The sequence below is a fragment of the Colwellia sp. D2M02 genome (assembly GCF_018860755.1).
Lineage (GTDB): Bacteria > Pseudomonadota > Gammaproteobacteria > Enterobacterales > Alteromonadaceae > Colwellia > Colwellia asteriadis.
The window spans coordinates 1-21,540 of record NZ_JAHKPW010000054.1 but is presented as its reverse complement, the minus strand read 5'-3'; the positions used below and the strand labels follow the sequence as shown (position 1 = coordinate 21,540).

Sequence of the window (21,540 nt, the reverse complement as noted above, 5' to 3'; positions counted from 1 at the left end):
TGGAGTTAATTGTTACAGGCTAACGATTTAAGCTTTAAATTGTACTCAAAGGAATGAGGAAGAATATGAACGGAATAATAAACCATGGGTTTTAATTATAATTGGTTTAAAAGTGGCGCTGTTACTTTATCTAACCAATTGTTTTATAATAGATATTTTAAATCAGTAAAGAGTGATGAATACCAAGGAGAGGGGGCTTTTACAGGTTTAAATATTACTCAAAAACTAGATGATTATGTTAGAGATAGGTTGGTATCGGGAATATATTTCACGCAACGAGAACGCTACTACCCTATTTTTAGTATGACCAATAATGTATTGCTAATTTTTGCATTGTTTCTACCTCCTATATTTGGTGGGGTCGCTTCGCTTGCCTGCGTATTTTTTTTTATAATGGCAGTTCTTTTTTCTGAGGTGGATTTTCCTTGGTGGCTTTTAGCGGCAACCATTGGTTGGAATTTATTTTGGTTGAATTTAAACTTTGTTTTGAATCTGGTTTTCAGTAAGTTTAAAGGTGCTTACATTGACCGAGAAAAGCAAACTATTAGTTTTACTTGGCACGTTAGTGGTAACCCCGAAAAAATGAATTTGGTCATGCTACCTTCCCATTAAGTGATATTGAAGCGTTTGCGTCATTACAGTTACGTAATCAAAACGGCGGCTCTGCCTATGCCTTGTGTTTAGCCCATAAAGACCACGACAGCTATGATGGCGCTTTTTTACAAATTAGCGTGCCTGATAGTGCGCATAACACAAACTTTTGCCAAATGGAATGGGAATTAATTCAGCGCTTTGCCGACAATACTTTGCCACTGCCCGACATGCCTGATTTAGAAAAGTTTCGACAGTTAGACCCTGTTACTGTTGCTTATGATAAAAAACACCAGCGACCTAAATTTCATTGGCGTAATATGCACGTTAAACAACAAAGAGCGATAGAGGCTGAAATAGAAAAGCAGGTGAATAGTTTCTTTTTTAATAGTGCGATAGCAGACCCCGATCGTTATGCACAAAAAGAGTTAGAAAAACCGTGGCGAACGTGGAAAGTTGATAAAAAATATTTTACCGATGAAGAGGCAATACCACTGTGGAAAAGACGAGGTAGAGTAGTTCTTAGACAGCTAATTGTTGGTGTTTAATCCTAACAGCTTAGCACCGCGCTGCTTAGAGCGGCATTAAGTGTAATATTAAAAAATTTTAAGGATGAAAATAAAGCATGATATTTGTCGTGATTGATTTAGCTATTGGTTTAGCTAAGGACTGTAACTATGGGCTTTAATTATCGCTGGTTTAAAGCTGGCGCAACGACCTTACCGAATCAACGGGTCTTTAATCGTTATTTCAAAGCAGGAGAAGGGCTCAAGGCTGATGATGATTTTATTGGTTTAGAGCTAACCAAGAAGATAAATGGATACGTTAGAATGCGTATGAAAGGCTATAAGTTTCTTGATCAAGGAGAGCGTTTTTATAAAATAGATAGTATAACAGGGAACTTGTTGGCTATTTTTGCTGTTTTTGGTCCCATAATATTCGGTGGGGTTGGCTCTCTTGCTTGCGTACTTTTTTTGTTGTCTCAATGTTTTATGCTACCACTGATTTTCCAATGTTCTTTTTATACATCGTTGTGGCGTGGAATCTCTTTTGGTTGAATATGAGGTTTTTCTTGCACTTCATTTTTAATCGATTTAAGGGCGCTTACATTGACCGCGAAAAGCAAACTATCAGTTTTACGTGGCGCGTGAAAGGCAACCCTGAAAAAAACGAATTTGGTCATGCTACCTTTCCACTAACCGACATTGAGGCGTTTTATTCTAAACAAATTAAAAACCAGCAGGGTGGCTCAAGCTATACCTTATGCCTAGCCCACAAAGACCACTACACTTACAGTGGTGCTTTTTTACAAACTAATGTCAGAGATAATCCGCACAACCCTAACCATTGTCAGCATAAGTGGGAATTAATTCAGCGCTTTGCTGATAATACTTTGCCATTACCCGATATGCCTGAGTTGGAAGCATTTCGTCACCTTGACCCGCTCACCGTTGCTTACGATAAAAAACATAACCGCCCTGAATATCATTGGCGTAAAATGCATGTTAAACACCAAAGAGCAATAGAGGAAGCGTTAGAAGAAATGGTCCATAACTTTCCTTTTGAAAGTGCGATACACGATCCAACGTGCGCTAAAAAAGAGCTTGAAACGCCGTGGTTAAGCTGGCCGATAGAGCAAAAGTATTTTGATGATGAATTAGCTGTGCCACTATGGAGAAAGCGTGCAGGGGTTGTATTTAGGCAGCTAACCATAGGTATTTGAACTTAGCTTCCAGCTTTGCCTGGAGCTGTGTTAAGCGTAATATTAAAATTTTTAAGGATGAAAATAAAGCATGATATTTGTCGTGATTGATTTAGCTAAGGACTGTAACTATGGGCTTTAACTATCGCTGGTTTAAGGCTGGTGCAAGACCTTACCGAATCAACGGGTCTTTAATCGTTACTTTAAGGCAGGAGAAGGGTGTAAAGCGGATGATAAGCAAGTTAACCGTGAACATGTATGGTATTTTACCTAGTTATTAGAAAGTCGCACTAATGGTGCCTCGTACTTTAAGGGACAAAGTACAATAGAGCCATGCATTATTTCATTAAAGTATGCATGGTTAATCAAGGACGTTGAATATGATAATTAACACCGACAGTCAAACGATAAAAGCTTACGAAAGTACTGCCTACAAAGGCAAAGCAAATCCTTATTATCGAGAAAATATTGCGGGACCAAAAGCGCGTAAAGGACACTTAGCGAAAGCACAATGTCAGTTGGGAGTGTTCCCTCGAGTAAAAATTACTGGCATCTGCTGGGATATATACCAAGACCTTACACAGTATAGTTATATAGATATATATCAGAAGTTAAGGATTAACGATAACGAGCTGCGCTTGCCGTTAGACTCCTCGTCCTTAAACGTAAAAGAAATTTTAGCTCGAGGTTGGTTTTTTCTCCATTTAACTGGTTATATTCTATTGTCGTCATATTTACTTATTGGCTTCCTATTTGGTGGTTGGGAAAATATTCGTAATGATATAGATTTAATTCTTATTGGTTTTCCACTATTACTTATTTCAAAATATTTACATCGCTTGTGCGATAAGCTAAACCTTGTACCAACAGGACAATATGTCATTTTTAACCGGCGAACCGGTATGGTTGAAATTACTAATGATGACCGTAGTGGTTACCATTACTTGCCCTTTGAGCAGTTTAATGCTCATCACCGCATTCTTCATAATGAACGGGGGCATCCGTCTTATGGCTTTACGTTACTGCACTACCAATTAGATGTAATGTATCAGGTTGCTCATTTTAACTCTGTAGAGGACGCACTGGTTCACTGGGAGCTAATTAAAAACTTTATGAATATTGAGGTGCCACTGTCAGATATTCCGCAATTTGAGCGCTATCGACAGTACGACCTAACAACCATCAATCATGACAATAAACACAAGAGACCTTTTCATTTTTGGTATCGGGTTGATAAAAAGTTTATCAAAAAAGTTAAAAAGATAAGTGGAGAGGTAAAATTCAAGTTTCCTTCAAAAGGCGTTAATACCTTACATGAGGCATTGCAGTGCGGCTATAAAGTACCTGACATTTGTTATTACCCGTGGCGTGAGGCAGATTCTATTTCAGATGAGATTTTAGTCTTTAAAGCGCATTGGTTTCCTCGATATTTTGTATACCCCATGCTTTTTGATAACAAGACTATTCCTAAACCGCAGGTAAAGAAGAAAGCTACGCACTGATTTGTATAATAACAATGTCGTTTACTGTCGTCTGTTATCGCTTTGGGTACTCTTTTTTAAAATTAAGTACTGAGTTATTCAAATATATTCAAGATGGATGTTAACGGCTCAATATAACCAGTAAATATGAGCAACAGAGGGAAGAATATTGGAAATAAAAGGGGGCAGACCCCTTTTATACTTAATCAAGGCAATACTGGTTTTAGATTGTCTTTTCATGAAGAATGTTTGTATCCATACTTTGAGCAATTTAGCTGTGAAAAAATAGACGTTAGAATGCGTTGCCGCACCTACTCTAAAGGTAAAGGCGCAACTATTACGCCTACCTCTAAACAGGAGTTACGTTTACCTATTGGCATACGCGATGAAGAAGATGTACCTGCAAAGTCTGAAGTGTGGGCTGAAGATACTATTACCCTTCATATTCATGATTTTGGTCAAGGAACTGCAGGCTGGTTAAGCCGAACGATGCATAAACATGAAAAAACTGCATATTAAATACTATTAATAAGAAAAAAGAAGATCATTTATGGAAGATACAACCCTTGTTATCATCTTAATGCTATTACTATTAGCCGGTATTATGTATTGGAGTTTAACGTACTTTATTAACGGCAATAATTCTGTTAAACCGATCGTGGATAATACTATTTTAGATAGCAAAAACAGTAAGCCAAGAAGCTTTCGACTTGGTAAAGGTATGAATAAAGTCGAGTCGTTGGCTAAACTGAGTTTTGATCAAAATAACGGTCAACTATTTACTAATACAGAATACTTATCTATGGGCGCGATGAATATGGGATATATAGGTAATACATCATGGTCAGGGGTATTAGCTATATTATTTTTTTTTGGAGTCGCTCTCTTATTTTCATATATAGAAACTCGTGAATCATTTGCTTTGTATTGGGGCTGGGGGTTAACCATATTTACCAGTGTAGGGATCGCTTATCTAATCAAGTTAAAATATACAGAAAGTGTTTATGAATTTATCCGTTTTGAGCGTAAAACCGGCTTGGTTATTTTTCCTATTGGTAATGGTGATAAGCATTTTTCAGTAGGCATAGAAGATGTTGAGTTATACACCAGTAAAGTATCGTCCGGTAAAGGGGTGATGCACCGTGTTGCTTTTCTCGCCCCCAAAAAATTTCCCAAAACAATGTGGTGGCAAAAGGTTTACACGGTTAGTTTTATGCCAAGAACACCTGAGTCAGCACAAATTCTTTGGACCGAAGTAAATCATTATATGGATAAAACTAAGCCTATTCCGAAAGGCTTTTATCTTAACTGGCAACAAGTGATGGAGGATCCAGAATCAGACCAAGAGTTGAAAAAATCAACACTAACACCTGAGTTGTATGCGCAAGCCCCTTTTTACGATCGAAAAAATGGTAAATATTTAGATAAGGAATTTTGGTAACGGTTACTTGTTAATGCTTTACCAGTAACTAAATTCATCTCAAGCTGTTATTTTTACCACTAACCGTGTTGGACTTATTTGTAATAGACCTAATCAATTGCTTGATTAGGTCTATATTTGCTTTGTTGGTGAAGACTAGCTTTGGCAAATTATGAATATGAGCTTATTTTTCTTTCATATTCCACAAAATGTCTTGGCCGCTACCCATTACCGTTGTTGGTAATTTACCATTCCATTGTTGTGCTTTGACGTACTCAACTAAGGTTTTATTGTTTTTAATGGCTTCGGCTTTTTTCACCATAGATTCAGCTTCTGCTAAACCTTTAACACGAATTGCCTCAGCTTGCGCTTTTGCTTCAATTTCTATGGCGTAAGCACTACCGTCAGCACGGGCTTTTTCAGCATCACGTTTTGCTTCAGCGGTATTTACCTCACGCTGTGCTTCAAGTTTTTGTCGTTCTAAACGGTGTTTTTCAGCTTCGGCTAAGTTTTTTTCGGTTTGCTTAGTTTCAATACTTTGTAAGTATTTTTGTGGTAATACCAAGTTTTCTATTTGTACACTATCAAGCTTTACCGGAAATTCAGCCATGGCTTCGAGTAATGTTTCTTCAATTTTTTGAATAACTTGTCCACGGTTTTGGATTATTTTTTCAGCTTTAAAGCGTGCGAGTGCATCTTTAGTGGCAGAGCGTAAGCGTGGGTCTAAAATTCTATTTTCAAATTGATCTAAGCCGCCGTAACCTTTGTAAAGTTCAAAGGCTTCTGCGCGAATGACGGTCCAGTTTACCGATACTTCCGCTTGTACAGGCATTTGCTCAAAAGTAGAGGCTTTTAAATTCTCAGAATTTTTACGAGTACGAATTTCTAACTCTTCAATACTGTCAGCAAAGGGAACTTTAGTATGTAGCCCCGGATTTACTTGGGTGGTTGCTTCACCAAAGCGCTTAACTATGCCAACATGACCTTCGTCAATGGTGTAAGGTACTTGCCATAAAACTGCTAGAGCGATAACGCCACTAACAACTTTACCAATATGTTTAGTTGCTTGCGCGGCATTTACATCAACGGTCTTTTTGCTTAGTCCATTTTTTAACATATTATTTCCTTCTGCTTATTTAACATTTATAACTACTTGTTAATAACAATAAAGCCTTGACATAATATGTCAAGGCTTTTGTTTGTTCGGCCAATTAAGTAACGTTTGTGGTTAATTTAAAAAGGTTTGATATGCCAAGTTGTCGGTTTCTTCTTGCCACTGGTAGCCTAAATCTGCCAAATGTTGAAAAAACTCTTGCTCTTGCTTATTGTCTACATCAAAGCCTGCTAATACTTGACCAAATGCCGCGCCATGGTTTCGGTAATGGAATAAAGTGATGTTCCAATGCTCACCCATTGCTGCTAGAAATTTCTCAAGGGCACCAGGGTGCTCAGGAAATTCAAAACTAAATAAGCGCTCATTTTTTTGATGATGTGCAGGGGTAATGTTTTTTCCGCCAATCATATAGCGTACATGAAGCTTGGCTAGCTCATTATCGGTAAAGTCACGCACTTTATAATTAGCGTTAACTAAACCTTGTAGTAATTGCTGGCGTTCTTGCACGCTGCCCCCTAGGCGAATACCAACAAATATTTCAGCACTGGGTTCTCCTGTGTAACGGTAGTTAAACTCAGTAATTGCGCGATTACCTATTGCTTGGCAAAAACGCTTAAAGCTGCCTTTTTCTTCGGGAATGGTTACTGCTAAAATAGCTTCTTTTTTCTCGCCTAATTCACAACGTTCAGACACATAACGTAAGGTATGAAAGTTCATGTTGGCGCCAGAAAGTATTGCGGCTAAAGACTCTGAGCCTTGGCTACTTTGACAATATTTTTGTAAACCAGCTAACGACAAAGCGCCAGCAGGCTCAGCAATAACACGTGTTTGTTCAAAAATGTCTTTAATTGAAGCACAAATTTCGTCGGTATTTACGGTAATTACTTCATCGCAATAGCGCTGAATTAAACCAAAGGTGTTTTCACCTATGCGCTTAACTGCAACGCCGTCGGCAAAAAGCCCTACTTGAGTAATATCAACAGGTCCGCCTGCGGCGAGTGCCGCTTTTAAGCAAGCAGAATCTTCTGCTTCTACGCCAATAATTTTAGTTTTTGGGCTCAGTTGTTTTAAGTAAACCGCCATGCCAGCCAGTAAACCACCACCGCCAACAGGAATGAATACTACGTCAGCATGGGGCAGTTGTTGTAATAACTCTTTAGCAACGGTACCTTGACCAGCAATAACATCAACATCGTCAAAAGGGTGAATAAGGGTTTTGTTTTCTGCTTGTGCATATTCTTGAGATGCCGCTTGAGCTTCGTTAAAGCTATTACCTACTAAGCGTACTTCGCCACCAAAACGACGGACATTGTCGACTTTAATATCGGGTGTAGTTTTTGGCATAACAATAGTCGCTTTTATACCAAGTTTACTTGCTGCCAGTGCTAAACCTTGCGCATGGTTACCTGCTGAAGCGGCGATAACACCATGAATGCATTGTTCTTCGGTTAAATTGGCGAGCTTGTTGTATGCACCACGTAATTTAAAAGAATGTACAGGTTGCTGGTCTTCGCGTTTTAAATAAATTTGATTATTTAAACGCGTTGATAATTTAGTCAGTGGAGTCAGTTCAGTTTCTACTGCAACATCGTAAATCGGTGCAAGCAGAATACGTCGTAAATAATCGAGTTGTTCAGCTTGTTGTGTATTTTGCGTGAGTAGATCTTGCGTTGCGGTCATGGTATTGCCTAAATTACGGTGGTTGACTTAATTTTTTAGAATTTGATTGTGGCTTTCAATTTTACTCATTAGCTAGCGATGGTAATACGATGCTCGGCCTGTGCTAGCCGAACATCGGTAAGGTTAATTATTATGTCTAAAATTGGCTGTAGACATAATGATATTACTCGGTTAAGCCGTCTAGTAAGGCGCGGTTACGAACAGCACCTTTGTCAGCACTCGTGGCTAACATGGCATAGTTTTTCAGTGCGTAGCTAATTGGGCGAACACGATCTTTAGGTTGCCAAGCATCTTTGCCTTTAGCTTCCATTGCTGCGCGGCGTGTTGCTAATACTTCTTCGCTAATTTGTAGAGTAATTTCACGCGTAGGTATGTCGATATGAATAATATCGCCTTGTTCTACTAAGGCGATGGTTCCGCCACTTGCGGCTTCTGGTGATACGTGGCCAATAGACAGGCCAGAAGTACCGCCAGAGAAACGACCATCGGTAAGTAGAGCACAAGCTTTGCCTAAGCCCATTGATTTTAAATAAGTAGTTGGGTAAAGCATTTCTTGCATACCTGGACCACCTTTAGGGCCTTCGTAACGAATAACCACCACTTCACCAGCAACTACTTTACCGTCTAAAATACCGGCAACGGCATCGTCTTGGCTTTCAAAAATATGTGCAGGACCAGTAAATATTAAGTTGTCGTCACTAACACCCGCGGTTTTTACCACGCAGCCATCAACGGCAATATTACCCGAAAGTACCGCTAAGCCACCTTCCGTTGAAAAGGCATTATCAATGCTACGAATACAACCATTGGCTCTGTCATCGTCTAACGTATCCCAGCGACAATCTTGGCTAAAGGCTTTAGTAGTACGAATACCGGCAGGGCCAGCGCGATAGAACTTTTTAACCTCTTCATCATCGGTAACTTTAATATCATACTGAGCGATAACATCAGCTAAGGTTGTGCCTAATACATTAGGAACATCTGTTTTTAATAGGTTAGCGCGGGCCAACTCACCTAAAATAGCAATAACACCACCGGCGCGATGAACATCTTCCATATGATAATCTGGTGTTGATGGCGCTACTTTACATAACTGTGGCACGATACGAGATAACTTATCCATATCTTCCATGGTGTAATCTATTTCAGCTTCTTGTGCGGTAGCCAGTAAATGCAAAATAGTATTGGTTGAGCCGCCCATCGCAATGTCTAAGCACATTGCGTTTGAAAAAGAGTCTTTGTTGGCGATATTACGTGGTAATGCTGACTCGTCGTTATCTTGATAGTAACGCTTAGTTAGCTCAACAATTTGTTTACCTGCTTTTAAGAATAATTGTTCGCGATCAGCGTGGGTTGCTAACATTGAACCATTGCCTGGTAATGCTAAACCTAAGGCTTCGGCTAAACAGTTCATTGAATTTGCGGTAAACATACCAGAACATGAACCACAAGTAGGGCAGGCTGAACGTTCAACTTGGTCACTTTGCTCGTCAGATACAGTTGGATCAGCACCTTGAATCATAGCGTCTACTAAATCAAGTTTAATAATTTGTTCGCTTAATTTGGTTTTACCTGCCTCCATTGGTCCACCAGAAACAAAAATTACTGGAATGTTTAAACGCATTGCAGCCATTAACATTCCTGGGGTGATTTTGTCGCAGTTTGAAATACATACCATGGCATCAGCACAATGTGCGTTAACCATATATTCAACAGAGTCGGCAATTAAATCGCGAGAAGGTAGGCTGTAAAGCATGCCTGAGTGACCCATAGCAATGCCGTCATCAACGGCAATGGTGTTAAATTCTTTTGCAACACCGCCTGCTTCTTCAATGGCGCCAGCAACAAGTTGCCCCATGTCTTTTAAGTGCACATGACCAGGTACAAATTGCGTAAATGAATTAACCACCGCAATAATTGGTTTGCCAAAATCGCCATCGGTCATACCTGTAGCGCGCCAAAGTGCACGAGCACCGGCCATATTACGGCCTTGAGTAGAGGTAGCAGATCTTAATTTAGGCATATTCAGGACTTCCAATTAGAGGTTAGTATTATGTTTAATAAGTTTTTATTAGTTTTATTTTAAAAGCTTAATAAGAGTAAAATTAGTGATTAAGCTTTTAAAATAAAACTTAGTTTGGGCGCTAGCCTTAGTTTGTACGTTAGTTTTAGTTCGTTTATATCTTTCGCCATAAAAATGAAGTAACTAGTATCTTGAGATTAACTCAAAACAGGAGTGCGAAGCCTATAACAATAGGTAGGCACTCCCGATAAAGCGCTAGCTCTCAAAAAGCCGTTTATTCAACAGACTCTAACCAACCCCATTTATCTTCAGTAGTACCATCAAAAATACCGAAGAAAGCTTCTTGTAATGCTTTCGTGATAGGACCGCGTGAGCCAGTACCTACAGGTAAACCATCAACGGTTTTAACAGGTACTATTTCAGTCGCTGTGCCGGTCATGAAGAATTCATCAGCAAGGTATAATGCGTCACGCGCAATTGCTTCTTCACGTACTTCATAACCTAAATCTGCCGCTAATGTCATTACTACATCACGCGTTAAACCAGTTAGAATTGAGGCTGAACTCGGTGGCGTGTAAATAACACCTTTACGTACTAAAAATAAGTTTTGACCTGCGCCTTCACTCACCATGTTATTAACATCAAGAGCGATACCCTCGGTATAACCGTGGCGCGCTGCTTCAGTTGATATTAATTGTGATGATAAGTAGTTACCACCTGCTTTTGCCGCTGTTGGCATAGTGTTTGGCGCTAAACGGTTCCAGCTTGAAACACCCACGTTAACACCGTCTTCAATAGCTTCAGCGCCTAAATATGCTTCCCAGCTAAAGGCTGCGATCATTGCATCGGCAACCGCATCTGTTGGCGGACGTAAACCCATACCTATATCGCCTAAGAAAAATAACGGACGTAAATAAGCTGATTTCAAACCATTTTTTACCACAGAATCTTTACAAGCTTGAATGATCTCTGCTTGCGTGTAAGGAATATTCATACGGTAAATTTTTGCTGAATTAAAAAGACGCTCAATATGCTCTTCTAAACGGAAAATACAGGTACCTTTGTGTGTGTTATAAGCACGAATACCTTCAAATACAGATGAACCATAATGAAGTGCATGACTCATTACATGAACCGTGGCGTTTTCCCACGGCATAAGTTCCCCGTTGAACCAAATTAAATCTGCGTGTACTTTTGCCATTTTATTTTCCTACTCTTATTAGTGTCGACGGAGTATTCGTGGAACACTCCGTCGGAATTTTATAGATGCTTGTTGTTCCAATATGATTAGGTTGTTGTTTATTAAACACTTAATCAATTTGGCACTATTTATAATTGTTACGCACTACATTGTTGCGTTGCACTATTGTCTACCGTGACACCTTTGATGTCGATCAGTTTATTAATTTGATCAATTAATAAGGTAATAGGTCGAGAGCTGCTAACTAGTAAGGTAATTGTGGCGACTTTATTGCCGGTATTCACCTGTGCATTAATGCCATTAATTAAAAAACCACGGTAGCGTGTTACTTGTAAAATACGCTCAAGTACCACTTGTCTGTCGTCGGCAATAATAATTAGTTGATAGTCATTTAAAGTTGTCGAGTTCATTTTAAACACTCTCCATCATTTTATGGTTAGCTGTATTAGGTGGTACTAGCGGCCAAACATTTTCAGCAGCATCTATTTTTACTTGTAAAAGGTAAGGACCGTCGTGATCAAGCATTTCTTCAACCGCTGCGTTTACTTCACTCTTTTTAGTGATTTGCTTTGATTTGATGTCGAACGCCGTCGATAACATGACGAAATCAGGGTTATCTGATAAATCGGTTTCACTTAAACGACCATCGAAAAATAGGTCTTGCCATTGACGTACCATGCCTAGTTTAGCGTTATCAATTAATACGATTTTTACCGGAATTTGATAACGTTTTATGGTCGCTAATTCTTGAACATTCATCATGATAGAGCCATCACCTGAAACGGCAATAACGGTATCATGCGGACGACTAATTTGTGCACCAATTGCTGCAGGTAAGCCAAAGCCCATAGTACCCATGCCGCCACTGGTTAAAAAGTTACACGGATCGTTAAAGTCCATATGTTGTGCAGCCCACATTTGGTGTTGACCTACATCAGTTGTAACACAAGTATTTTTTGGCATTAAATCGCTGACAGCTTTTAATACCGCAGGCGCAAAAATATTTTCGCCAGGGTGGTCATAACGCCATGCACAATCGGCTTTCATTTCTTGTAGCTTTTCTTGCCATGGGGCAATACTTAGTGGCACAGAAAGTAAAGGTAGATTGGCTTTTAAGTCACCTAAAATTGCCACATTAGCGGCACGGCGCTTGTTGATTTCAGCAGTATCAATATCAAAATGGATAACTTTAGCATTTGGCGCAAATTCATTTAACTTGCCAGTAACACGGTCATCAAAACGCGCACCAACGACAACTAATAAATCACATTGTTGTACGGCGTTATTTGCCGCTTTGGTGCCATGCATGCCTAACATACCCAAATAATTTTCATCTTCTGGGTTCATGGCGCCTAAACCTTTCAAGGTAGATACACTTGGCATGCCAGTTTCTTTAGCAAACTGTCGGGTTTCCTCAACGGCATTAGCCATACCCACACCACCGCCAACATATAAAATAGGCTGCTGCGCATGGGTTAATAAATCTAATGCATTACTAATATCTGCTAATGGCAAATGCACTTTATTTTCTAAATGCGATAATTTATCTAAACGCTCAGTAACTTCAGCTAACTGAACATCTTTTGGAATATCTACCAATACAGGACCTTGGCGACCTTCTAAGGCAATTTCGAATGCTTGATGCAATACTTTTTCTAGGTCATTAATGTCGGTTACTTGGAATGAATGCTTAGTACAGGCAAGTGATAAACCGAAAATATCTATCTCTTGAAAAGCATCACTACCCATAGCCGAAGTGGGTACTTGACCAGTAATAGCAACCACAGGAATTGAGTCAGCAAGGGCATCGGCAAGACCCGTAATTAAGTTAGTAGCACCAGGGCCAGAAGTGGCTAAACATACACCTACTTTACCAGCAGCGCGGGCATAACCAACAGCCGAAAAAGCAGCACCTTGTTCATGACGACAGAGAAAGTGTTGAACATCGCTGTCATACAGGGCGTCGTAAATAGGCATAATTGCGCCACCTGGGTAGCCAAAAACGTGCTCGACACCGTGTTGTTGTAACACTTCAAATAATAATCCGCCGCCTGTTAACGGTTTGCTCTCGGTCATGATAAATCCAAAATTGTTTTGTTAAAAATTACGTTCAAAAGTTATGTTTAAAAAATGTTCTTAAAATCAAGTTATTACTCTAGTTTTACGTTGAATAATAAAAAACCCCCGGTTCATAGAAGCGAGGGTTTGTTTTTCGATAAATTGCTATTTTTTAGCTCAACGAAAACCCTCGCGATGTTTTAATAATCACCACGACGAGGACGTTAATAATAATTGAGTTAAATTTATGCATTTTATCGTTCTTTATTTTTTATTGTTAAAACTGAATTTTTATTTTGTTCTAGTTAATTTTTATTCAGCTTTCGTGCACTTATTAAATTAGTACCATAGCTTTTGGTGTGATAGCAAGTTTTTTTATTAGAGTCTTTTTTTAATTGAATGAACTGAGAGGAATAAGACTAATTGAAAAAAACTGGTCTACACTAGAAAAAAGGGAATTACTAAATGGAATTTTTATGTCACTTGCCTGTGTTTATAGTCGCGCTCGTGTAGGACTTGAGTCACCTTTGGTTACCGTGGAAGTTCACCTTGCTAACGGCTTACCCGCGTTTAATATTGTCGGTTTACCCGAAACATCAGTAAAAGAATCAAAAGACAGAGTACGTAGCGCTATCATCAACTGCGGCTACGAATTTCCAGCGAAGCGTATTACCATAAACCTTGCCCCTGCCGATTTACCCAAAGAGGGTGGCCGCTTTGATTTACCCATTGCTATTGGTATTTTGGCAGCCTCAGAGCAATTACCGCCTGTTGATTTAAGCCAATATGAATTCGCCGGCGAATTAGCGTTATCAGGAGAGTTACGCGCTATTGTTGGTGAAATTCCTGCGGCTTTAGCCAGCCACAACAGTGGGCGCACACTCATTATTCCTGTACAAAATGCTGAGCAGGCTAGTTGGATAAAACAAGCCAAAATATTAGCTATTAATCATTTAACGCAATTGTTCCCGCATTTTTCAGGGCAACAAACGCTCAATTTTGTTGAACAACGTGAAGCGAATATTGTACGAGTCCCGTCGGCGTTAGACATTAGTGACGTTATTGGTCAGCCTTTAGCAAAGCGTGCCTTAGAAATTGCCGCTTCAGGCGGACATAATCTTTTGTTTATTGGTCCGCCAGGTACGGGGAAAACCATGTTAGCAAGCCGATTAGCAGGAATTTTACCTGCGATGACCGAGGCTGAAGCACTTGATGTTGCTGCGATTCAATCTATCAGTCATCAAAAAATTGATAGTCATTCATGGCACACTCGCCCATTTAGAGCGCCGCACCATACCGCATCGTCAGCAGCACTGGTTGGTGGCGGTAGTCAGCCTCAGCCGGGTGAAATATCGTTAGCGCACAATGGTGTTTTGTTTTTAGATGAGTTACCTGAATTTGAGCGCAAGGTGCTTGATGTTTTACGAGAGCCGATGGAGTCAGGCGAAGTTACCATTTCGAGGGCTTTGCATAAGCAGTCGTTTCCAGCACGCTTTCAATTAATTGGTGCTATGAATCCTAGCCCAACTGGGTTTTATAACGACAAACGCAGTACGCCTGAGCAGGTGTTACGTTATTTGAGTCGGGTTTCAGGGCCTTTTCTTGACCGTATTGATATTCAAATTGAAGTGGCTCGTTTACCCCGTGGTACTTGGTCGGCTGATACGCAAGAAAATGAAAATAGTGAAACGGTACAAGCTCGCGTGCAAGTAAGCCGCAATATTCAAATGGCTCGCCAAGGTAAAGCGAATGCTCACTTGAGTACCGCCGAAATAAAAAAATATTGTCAGTTGAATGTTGATGATAATGAATTTTTAGAGCTGGCTGTAGAGCGTCTTGGTTTGTCGACCCGCGCTCATCACAAAATTATTAAAATTGCGCGAACGCTAGCTGATATGGAAGCTAGTCAAATGATTTTAAAAACACACTTGATGGAAGCACTTTCGTACCGAGCGATGGACAGGCTACTTAGGCACTTAACTAGTGCGGTGGCATAAGTTTTTTTGGAGCTATCGATTGATTTTGATCTTAACACCTACAATGTCACTTTGTAATTAAAGTGAAACCAGAATGTAACTAAATGTTATTTTAATGCTTGCTTGTTTTTGCTATGTTTGAATTCCAATTTTTTAACGGAGTAAATTAAGTGAATTTATTAGGAAAAATAATCGTGGCTTGTAGTTTATTATTAACGCAAGTTAGCCAAGCAAGTATTATTTACCAAAACGACTTTGAAGCAAGTGCTGGTGCACCATGGTCAACATCGTTGTTAGATATTACACCTGTGGGCAATCGCAGTTTTCTCGGGCAGTTTGGTAATGAAACGGTGAGTTTATCGCTTGATAACCTTGAAGCACATAATACGATGACAATATCTTTTGACTTGTTTGTTATTCAATCGTGGGATGGAAATCAAGTGAGTGGCGGTGGCTTTGATGTTTTTACTTTTGGTTTAGCTAACGGACTTAGTTTGTTGAGTACTACTTTTAGTAATACACCTGAATTTAATCATAATCAAAGTTATTCAGCGAGCAATGCCAATGGTGACTTTGTTGCCCATACCGACGCCGCAGAGATTAATAGCTTAGGTTACTCATTTTATGGTGATTCTGTGTATAATTTGAGCTTTACGTTTGCGCATGCCGCTAATGATGTTCAGTTCAATTTCAATGCATCAGGTTTGCAAAGTATGGCGGATGAGAGTTGGGGTATTGATAATGTTATGGTTGAAGTGAGCTCGACCAATAATATTCCTGAGCCGAGCACTTTGTTTTTATTTGCTTTACCTTTGTTAGCATTGGCTAGAAAATTTAACTAATTCAATAATATTGCTACTCAGCAATGGCTTGAAAAAATGCTTTCATTAGGGGCTGTGCTTTATTTTGATTTAAACAACACACCCCTAATTCAAATGGTTCAATCTCACCAATATTCTCTAAGTTTCTAACTCGATCTTTTACTGGACTATTGTCAACGACCACTTGTGGCACTATGCCAACGCCACAACCTAAAGCTACCATACTCACTAAAGCTTCATGCCCTGAAACCGTCGCATAAATATTTGGTTTACCTTGTTGTTTTTTGCGATACCAAGGTTCGAAACGTTTTCGAGCAGCGCCATGCTCGGGTAAGATTATTGGGATTTTTGACCAAGGTAATATTTTTTCGTTCAGTTGCTGCTGTACTTTACAGCTCATCGTTGGCGCTATTACGGCAAGGGCAATGGTGTCTAAATGTTGAAAATAAACACTGCGCGGTAAATGTTCAGGGTGTGCGGCTATAGCAACGTCAACCGATTGGTTTTGTACTTGTTCAAGTGCATCGGCGGCATCACCGGTGGTTAACATGATTTCAACTAACGGGTGCTGCGATCTAAAACGCTCTAACAGCGGCGGTAAGTGGCTATAGGCGGCAGTAACCGAACAGTACATGTGTAATTTTCCAGTTAGGGCTTGCTGTGCTTGGTCGATTGATTGCTTAAAGGTTTGCCAGTATTCGAGCTGTTGCTCGGCGTATTGCTTAAACTTTTTACCATTTTCAGTTAGTACCACAGTACGGTTATCACGATGTAGCAAGGCGGTACCTACTTCATCTTCAATACGTTGAATTGCTCTGCTGAGGGTTGACGGACTAATATGATGTGCTTGTGCGGTTTTACCAAAGTGCAAGCTTTGACTTAAATGCGCAAACATCGCAAGTGCTTTTTGATCCATAACCCAGTCCTCTGTGAATTGTCTTGTGTTGCAAAAAATGCAACGCGATGGTGCGAATATATCACTTTTTGCAACGCTTTGACTAGCGTATGCTAATTCCACTGTCAGAAAACCTGACTCAATTTATTTTAGAATATTCAACTTTATCAAGTTAGAGGAATCAGCATGAGCAACTATTTCAATACGTTAAGTTTACGTGAAAAATTAGGCCAATTAGGCAAATGTCGTTTTATGAAGCGTGAAGAGTTTAGCGATGGCTGTAACTTCATTAAAGATTGGAACATTGTTATTGTTGGTTGTGGCGCTCAAGGTTTAAACCAAGGTTTAAACATGCGTGATTCAGGTTTAAATATTTCTTACGCTTTACGTGATGCAGCAATTAGCGAAAAACGTCAATCATGGCAGTGGGCTACTGAGAATGGTTTTACTGTAGGTAACTACGCAGAATTAATTCCTCAAGCAGATTTAGTTTTAAACTTAACACCTGATAAGCAACACACTTCAGCCGTTACTGCGGTAATGCCACTAATGAAGCACGGCGCAACTCTTGCGTACTCTCATGGCTTCAACATTGTTGAAGAAGGCATGCAAATTCGCCCTGACATTACAGTAGTTATGGTTGCTCCTAAGTGTCCTGGTACTGAAGTACGTGAAGAATACAAACGTGGTTTTGGTGTACCAACACTTATCGCTGTTCACCCTGAAAACGACCCACAAGGTAACGGTTTAGCGATTGCTAAAGCGTATGCTTCTGCAACAGGTGGCGACAGAGCGGGTGTTTTAGAGTCTTCTTTCATTGCTGAAGTTAAGTCTGATTTAATGGGCGAGCAAACTATTCTTTGTGGTATGTTACAAACAGCGGCGGTACTAGGTCATAAGCAATTAGTTGCTCAAGGCATTGACGCTGCTTACGCACGTAAATTATTACAATACGGTTTAGAAACAACTACTGAAGGCTTAAAGCACGGTGGTATTACTAACATGATGGATCGTTTATCAAACCCTGCGAAAATCAAAGCGTTTGATATGTCTGAAGAATTAAAAGTTATTTTACGTCCATTATTTGAAAAGCACATGGATGACATCATTGAAGGCCGCTTCTCTGCAACTATGATGGAAGACTGGGCAAATGACGATGCTAACCTACTTAAGTGGCGTGCACAAACGGCTGAAACTTCATTTGAATTAGCCGCAGATTGCGATGTAGAAATTACAGAGCAAGAGTACTACGACAAAGGTATTTTTGTTGTTGCTATGATCAAAGCTGGTGTTGAACTAGCATTTGAAGCTATGGTTGCTGCGGGCATTATTGAAGAGTCAGCGTATTATGAATCACTTCATGAAACACCACTTATTGCTAACTGTATTGCACGTAATAAATTATACGAAATGAACGTAGTAATTTCTGACACAGCTGAGTACGGTAACTACTTATTTGTTCACGCAGCAGTGCCATTACTTGAAGAATACGCAAGTAACTTAACCCTTGAGCAATTAGGTGAAGGTGTTCAAACAAGTTCAAATGGCGTTGATAACGTACGTTTAATTGAAGTTAATGAAGCAATTCGCAGCCATGGCGTAGAAGTGATTGGTAAAGAGCTTCGTGGTTACATGACTGACATGAAAAAAATTGTTGAAGCTAACGTTTAATCAACTTAATTGTTATTAACTAATTAATTTCAATGGTTTGCTGTATTTCAATAAGGTTGGAGTACAGCAAATATAAAAGCATTTATCCTGAGGACGAATGCTTTTTTTATGGAGTTTTTAAGCACAACAACACTGAAATCAATTTATCTTATATAAGCAGAGCTTATTCATTTTACAAAGCAAAGGGGAATATCAATGAGCGAATTTAATAATGTTACTGTAACTAGAGCCGCGAATGTTTATTTTGACGGTAAGGTTACGAGTCGAAAAGTAACGTTCGAAGATGGTAGCTTTAAAACCTTAGGTATTATGATGCCAGGCGACTACACCTTTGGTACTAATGAACATGAACTTATGGAAATTACAGCGGGTGAATGTGAAATTTTATTAGCTGGCGCACAGCAGTGGTTACCAATTAAAGGCGGTGAGTCATTTGAAGTACCAGCAAACAGTAGTTTTGATGTAAAAGCAAAAACAATTATTGATTACTGTTGTAGCTACATTGCTTAGTGCTATAACACCTTAAAAATAATAAAAGGCACTTCAATAATGAGGTGCCTTTTTAGTTTTATCTGTCGCTTATTAGTTAACCTGAATGTTAATTGACATTGCTTATTTTAATGCCAGCAAGTTCCTCACACGATAATAAGCTTTGTATATGCTCAACAATTTCATCTTTATTGGCTAATAGCTGAAAATCATAACCGTTGCCATTACCATCAATAATAATAGAGAGGTAGTTGTCGGCAGCTGTAATCAGCGAAATACGCGCGACGCTAATTTTTGTCAGTGATGATTTTTTACTAAACGGTGATATTTTTAATCGAGAAATCACTAAATCACTTTCACGACGTTCCACTAAACTTTTTAACGAGTTATTCATTTTAAAGCGTAGTGAAAATCGATAAGACATTAAGCCAAATGCTGCAGCAATCGCTAGCATATTCGTTGGTTCGCTAATATTGTAATGCCAGCGATAAATAAATGCTAAAAAGAAGCCTGCGGCGGTAATGTTACATAAAAGCTTTAATTGTAGGTGTGATATTTTCATGGGCTGCCTAGGTATAGTAAAGCACAGTTAAGCACAGCATTTTTTATATTTTTTGCCACTACCACATGAGCATGGATCATTACGCTCAGGTGTTTTTTCAAAGCGTTGGGTACTAGGCTTGTTTAAGGCAACTTCTAATTCAGCAATGTTTTCATCTGCTTTAGCATCAATAGTAATATTAGCGACTAAGTTATGCAGATCAGCCAACGCTTGTACTTCTGCGCTACGTTGCTCATTGGCTACTGTTAACACTAATGGTCTGCCTGCAGTGCCTAATTTAACATTGGGGTTTGGCTTGTAACCATTTTTACCATAATTGGTCATTACGTCAGGTCGGCCACGGTAGAAAAATTTAGACATTGTTATTCTCTAATTTCAAAAAACGCTATTTTAGCGGCTTTATTCAATATTAGCGACGAGTTATTTTACTCGAGCTAGTTAACGCGATGTTATTAGCTATGCCACAGAGGTCTTTATAAATAAGGCTTTAATAAAGTTTAATAACAAAATTAGCAACTTTCATATAATTTAATTGGCAATATTTTAGGGTAAATGTTCTCTTGTGATAGCGCGGCTTTGTTTGTATTTCGAACTAGGGCGAGTAATAAAACGATCACAATAAATGATAACGATAAATATGAGAACGTTAGGGAATATTATGCAACACACACAAAACACATCAATACGGTTACCTTTTTTTATTATAGCACTTGCCTCGCTATTGGTAAGCCCGGTAAATAGCGTTATCGCCAAAAGTAACGACAAAGTAATGTTTGATGATTTTAATTATAAAACATTAAGCGATGCAGAAAAAAATGGTTGGGTTGCGCGCACTCAAGTAGGGCACCCAGGCATAAAAAATGCCACGTGGTGGGATGAAGGTATTAGCTTTCATGTTGACCAAAGCGATGCTAATAACTCTGTTATGCGCTTAACCTCTAAAACGGACGGTAGTGCCGAAAACACGCGACATACGCAAATTTGTCATCAACGTAAATATTTAGAGGGGACTTATGCCGCTCGCTTATACTTTAATGATGAGCCTGATTTTGGTCCAGACGGTGATGGTATTGTTGAAACCTTTTATACGATTAGTCCGCTTGAAGCCCCAATGGATAAAAACTACAGCGAAATGGACTTTGAATATTTAGCTAATGGCGGCTGGGGTGTTAAAGGTAATGTACTCTTTTCAACCTCATGGGAAACATTTCAATTAGAGCCTTGGACACCAGTGAATGCACATGACACCTACAAGAAAAGCTTACAAGGCTGGAATACCGTTGTATTGCAAGTATTTAATGACACTATTAAGTATTATATTAACGGTCATTTATTCTCTGAGCATGGTAGCGATGTTTATCCTGAAGTCGCGATGTCGATGAACTTTAACTTGTGGTTTATTCCTGAAGCCGTGCTAAATAGCACTGAACCTCGCCAATATCATCAAGAAGTTGACTGGGTTTACTTTAATGCTGATAGCGCATTATCACATAAGCAAGTTGAACAAGCCGTTGCTTCATTACGTAAGCAACAGGTTAAGCAACAAGACACTGTGCCACATTGGCAACCTAAGCTTGATAGCTATTGTGGCTTATAGCAGCGAATTAATTTTAAGTTAATACGTTAGTTAACCTGAGCTCGGCTTAACAAATGTTTCTCTAGCAGCTATTTTTCCTAACTTCTTTGTTAAATTTACTTGCAATAGGCAAGCTATTGACGCGAAATTTACCTTGAATTAAGAAAAACTATCAAGCTAGCGATTCAGAAAAATAATTTTTGCTGATATTTCAATTTGTTAAATATCTCTTAAACCGAGTTCAGGTTAATTATTCCCTCTTAACGTTCGTCATTAATAT

The 21,540-nt window shown here is 39.3% G+C and carries 21 protein-coding genes; 12 read left to right on the top strand and 9 right to left on the bottom strand.

Annotation, left to right across the window (positions count from 1 at the left end; all coding sequences use genetic code 11):
• Positions 1–84: 84 nt before the first annotated feature.
• The 7 genes from KO495_RS08790 (at position 85) to KO495_RS08760 (ending at position 5,215) form a co-directional block, all read left to right on the top strand.
• The gene (locus KO495_RS08790; protein ID WP_215980041.1) at positions 85–612 is read left to right on the top strand and encodes a hypothetical protein; all 528 of its coding nucleotides are present in this window, start codon (positions 85–87) and stop codon (positions 610–612) included.
• A gap of 62 nt (positions 613–674) precedes the next feature.
• On the top strand, positions 675–1,139 hold the full coding sequence (locus KO495_RS08785; protein WP_215980040.1) for a hypothetical protein: 465 nt from the start codon (positions 675–677) through the stop codon (positions 1,137–1,139).
• Between the two features lie 129 nt (positions 1,140–1,268).
• The gene (locus tag KO495_RS08780; protein WP_215980039.1) at positions 1,269–1,649 is read left to right on the top strand and encodes a hypothetical protein; all 381 of its coding nucleotides are present in this window, start codon (positions 1,269–1,271) and stop codon (positions 1,647–1,649) included.
• A gap of 14 nt (positions 1,650–1,663) precedes the next feature.
• Complete coding sequence (locus KO495_RS08775) at positions 1,664–2,314, top strand: hypothetical protein (RefSeq protein ID WP_215980038.1); 651 nt, start codon at positions 1,664–1,666, stop codon at positions 2,312–2,314.
• A 359-nt stretch (positions 2,315–2,673) separates the two neighbouring features.
• Positions 2,674–3,795, top strand: a complete 1,122-nt coding sequence (locus KO495_RS08770) for a hypothetical protein (RefSeq protein ID WP_215980037.1) — start codon at positions 2,674–2,676, stop codon at positions 3,793–3,795.
• Positions 3,796–3,921: 126 nt separating this feature from the next.
• Positions 3,922–4,293, top strand: a complete 372-nt coding sequence (locus tag KO495_RS08765) for a hypothetical protein (RefSeq protein WP_215980036.1) — start codon at positions 3,922–3,924, stop codon at positions 4,291–4,293.
• Between the two features lie 31 nt (positions 4,294–4,324).
• Entirely contained in the window at positions 4,325–5,215 is an 891-nt protein-coding gene (locus KO495_RS08760; RefSeq protein WP_215980035.1) for a hypothetical protein, read from the top strand.
• A gap of 163 nt (positions 5,216–5,378) precedes the next feature.
• On the opposite strand, the gene KO495_RS08755 is transcribed toward KO495_RS08760, so the two are convergent.
• The 6 genes from KO495_RS08755 to ilvG all read right to left on the bottom strand — a co-directional run bounded on the left by KO495_RS08755 (position 5,379) and on the right by ilvG (position 13,288).
• Positions 5,379–6,311: a prohibitin family protein gene (locus KO495_RS08755; RefSeq protein ID WP_215980034.1), complete on the bottom strand. Its 933-nt coding sequence runs from the start codon at positions 6,309–6,311 to the stop codon at positions 5,379–5,381.
• Positions 6,312–6,422: 111 nt separating this feature from the next.
• Positions 6,423–7,988 (bottom strand): threonine ammonia-lyase, biosynthetic, encoded by a 1,566-nt coding sequence (ilvA, locus tag KO495_RS08750; RefSeq protein WP_215980033.1) that lies wholly within the window; start codon positions 7,986–7,988, stop codon positions 6,423–6,425.
• A 163-nt stretch (positions 7,989–8,151) separates the two neighbouring features.
• A complete protein-coding gene (gene ilvD, locus KO495_RS08745; protein ID WP_215980032.1) occupies positions 8,152–10,011 on the bottom strand; it encodes a dihydroxy-acid dehydratase in 1,860 nt (619 codons plus the stop codon).
• Positions 10,012–10,285: 274 nt separating this feature from the next.
• A complete protein-coding gene (locus tag KO495_RS08740; RefSeq protein ID WP_215980031.1) occupies positions 10,286–11,212 on the bottom strand; it encodes a branched-chain amino acid transaminase in 927 nt (308 codons plus the stop codon).
• A gap of 137 nt (positions 11,213–11,349) precedes the next feature.
• Positions 11,350–11,622, bottom strand: a complete 273-nt coding sequence (gene ilvM, locus KO495_RS08735) for an acetolactate synthase 2 small subunit (RefSeq protein ID WP_215980030.1) — start codon at positions 11,620–11,622, stop codon at positions 11,350–11,352.
• A gap of 1 nt (position 11,623) precedes the next feature.
• Positions 11,624–13,288, bottom strand: a complete 1,665-nt coding sequence (gene ilvG, locus KO495_RS08730) for an acetolactate synthase 2 catalytic subunit (protein WP_215980029.1) — start codon at positions 13,286–13,288, stop codon at positions 11,624–11,626.
• Between the two features lie 458 nt (positions 13,289–13,746).
• Here ilvG and KO495_RS08725 point away from each other — a divergent pair, with 458 nt between their 5' ends.
• A complete protein-coding gene (locus tag KO495_RS08725) occupies positions 13,747–15,267 on the top strand; it encodes a YifB family Mg chelatase-like AAA ATPase (protein WP_215980028.1) in 1,521 nt (506 codons plus the stop codon).
• Positions 15,268–15,416: 149 nt separating this feature from the next.
• Positions 15,417–16,088: a hypothetical protein gene (locus tag KO495_RS08720; RefSeq protein WP_215980027.1), complete on the top strand. Its 672-nt coding sequence runs from the start codon at positions 15,417–15,419 to the stop codon at positions 16,086–16,088.
• A 13-nt stretch (positions 16,089–16,101) separates the two neighbouring features.
• Here the strand turns inward: KO495_RS08720 and ilvY are convergent, their stop codons facing one another.
• A complete protein-coding gene (gene ilvY, locus KO495_RS08715; protein WP_215980026.1) occupies positions 16,102–16,983 on the bottom strand; it encodes an HTH-type transcriptional activator IlvY in 882 nt (293 codons plus the stop codon).
• Between the two features lie 165 nt (positions 16,984–17,148).
• On the opposite strand from ilvY, the gene ilvC reads away from it, so the two are divergent.
• On the top strand, positions 17,149–18,633 hold the full coding sequence (gene ilvC, locus KO495_RS08710; RefSeq protein WP_215980025.1) for a ketol-acid reductoisomerase: 1,485 nt from the start codon (positions 17,149–17,151) through the stop codon (positions 18,631–18,633).
• Between the two features lie 195 nt (positions 18,634–18,828).
• Positions 18,829–19,143 (top strand): pyrimidine/purine nucleoside phosphorylase, encoded by a 315-nt coding sequence (locus KO495_RS08705; RefSeq protein ID WP_215980024.1) that lies wholly within the window; start codon positions 18,829–18,831, stop codon positions 19,141–19,143.
• An 88-nt stretch (positions 19,144–19,231) separates the two neighbouring features.
• Here KO495_RS08705 and KO495_RS08700 read toward each other — a convergent pair whose 3' ends face one another.
• A complete protein-coding gene (locus tag KO495_RS08700) occupies positions 19,232–19,684 on the bottom strand; it encodes a hypothetical protein (RefSeq protein WP_215980023.1) in 453 nt (150 codons plus the stop codon).
• A gap of 27 nt (positions 19,685–19,711) precedes the next feature.
• Positions 19,712–20,044 (bottom strand): PBPRA1643 family SWIM/SEC-C metal-binding motif protein, encoded by a 333-nt coding sequence (locus KO495_RS08695; protein WP_215980022.1) that lies wholly within the window; start codon positions 20,042–20,044, stop codon positions 19,712–19,714.
• A 298-nt stretch (positions 20,045–20,342) separates the two neighbouring features.
• On the opposite strand from KO495_RS08695, the gene KO495_RS08690 reads away from it, so the two are divergent.
• Positions 20,343–21,281, top strand: coding sequence for a glycoside hydrolase family 16 protein (locus KO495_RS08690; RefSeq protein ID WP_215980021.1), 939 nt, complete (start codon positions 20,343–20,345; stop codon positions 21,279–21,281).
• Positions 21,282–21,540: the final 259 nt, after the last annotated feature.

Excerpts from the sequence above, each read along its gene's own strand:
- KO495_RS08765 (WP_215980036.1), top strand. The coding sequence starts at position 3,922 with ATGAGCAACAGAGGGAAGAATATTGGAAATAAAAGGGGGCAGACCCCT.
- ilvD (WP_215980032.1), bottom strand. The coding sequence starts at position 10,011 with ATGCCTAAATTAAGATCTGCTACCTCTACTCAAGGCCGTAATATGGCC.
- KO495_RS08790 (WP_215980041.1), top strand. The coding sequence starts at position 85 with ATGGGTTTTAATTATAATTGGTTTAAAAGTGGCGCTGTTACTTTATCT.
- KO495_RS08740 (WP_215980031.1), bottom strand. The coding sequence starts at position 11,212 with ATGGCAAAAGTACACGCAGATTTAATTTGGTTCAACGGGGAACTTATG.
- ilvC (WP_215980025.1), top strand. The coding sequence starts at position 17,149 with ATGAGCAACTATTTCAATACGTTAAGTTTACGTGAAAAATTAGGCCAA.
- ilvG (WP_215980029.1), bottom strand. The coding sequence starts at position 13,288 with ATGACCGAGAGCAAACCGTTAACAGGCGGCGGATTATTATTTGAAGTG.
- KO495_RS08770 (WP_215980037.1), top strand. The coding sequence starts at position 2,674 with ATGATAATTAACACCGACAGTCAAACGATAAAAGCTTACGAAAGTACT.
- ilvM (WP_215980030.1), bottom strand. The coding sequence starts at position 11,622 with ATGAACTCGACAACTTTAAATGACTATCAACTAATTATTATTGCCGAC.
- ilvA (WP_215980033.1), bottom strand. The coding sequence starts at position 7,988 with ATGACCGCAACGCAAGATCTACTCACGCAAAATACACAACAAGCTGAA.
- KO495_RS08725 (WP_215980028.1), top strand. The coding sequence starts at position 13,747 with ATGTCACTTGCCTGTGTTTATAGTCGCGCTCGTGTAGGACTTGAGTCA.
- ilvY (WP_215980026.1), bottom strand. The coding sequence starts at position 16,983 with ATGGATCAAAAAGCACTTGCGATGTTTGCGCATTTAAGTCAAAGCTTG.
- KO495_RS08705 (WP_215980024.1), top strand. The coding sequence starts at position 18,829 with ATGAGCGAATTTAATAATGTTACTGTAACTAGAGCCGCGAATGTTTAT.
- KO495_RS08780 (WP_215980039.1), top strand. The coding sequence starts at position 1,269 with ATGGGCTTTAATTATCGCTGGTTTAAAGCTGGCGCAACGACCTTACCG.
- KO495_RS08755 (WP_215980034.1), bottom strand. The coding sequence starts at position 6,311 with ATGTTAAAAAATGGACTAAGCAAAAAGACCGTTGATGTAAATGCCGCG.
- KO495_RS08695 (WP_215980022.1), bottom strand. The coding sequence starts at position 20,044 with ATGTCTAAATTTTTCTACCGTGGCCGACCTGACGTAATGACCAATTAT.
- KO495_RS08690 (WP_215980021.1), top strand. The coding sequence starts at position 20,343 with ATGCAACACACACAAAACACATCAATACGGTTACCTTTTTTTATTATA.
- KO495_RS08700 (WP_215980023.1), bottom strand. The coding sequence starts at position 19,684 with ATGAAAATATCACACCTACAATTAAAGCTTTTATGTAACATTACCGCC.
- KO495_RS08760 (WP_215980035.1), top strand. The coding sequence starts at position 4,325 with ATGGAAGATACAACCCTTGTTATCATCTTAATGCTATTACTATTAGCC.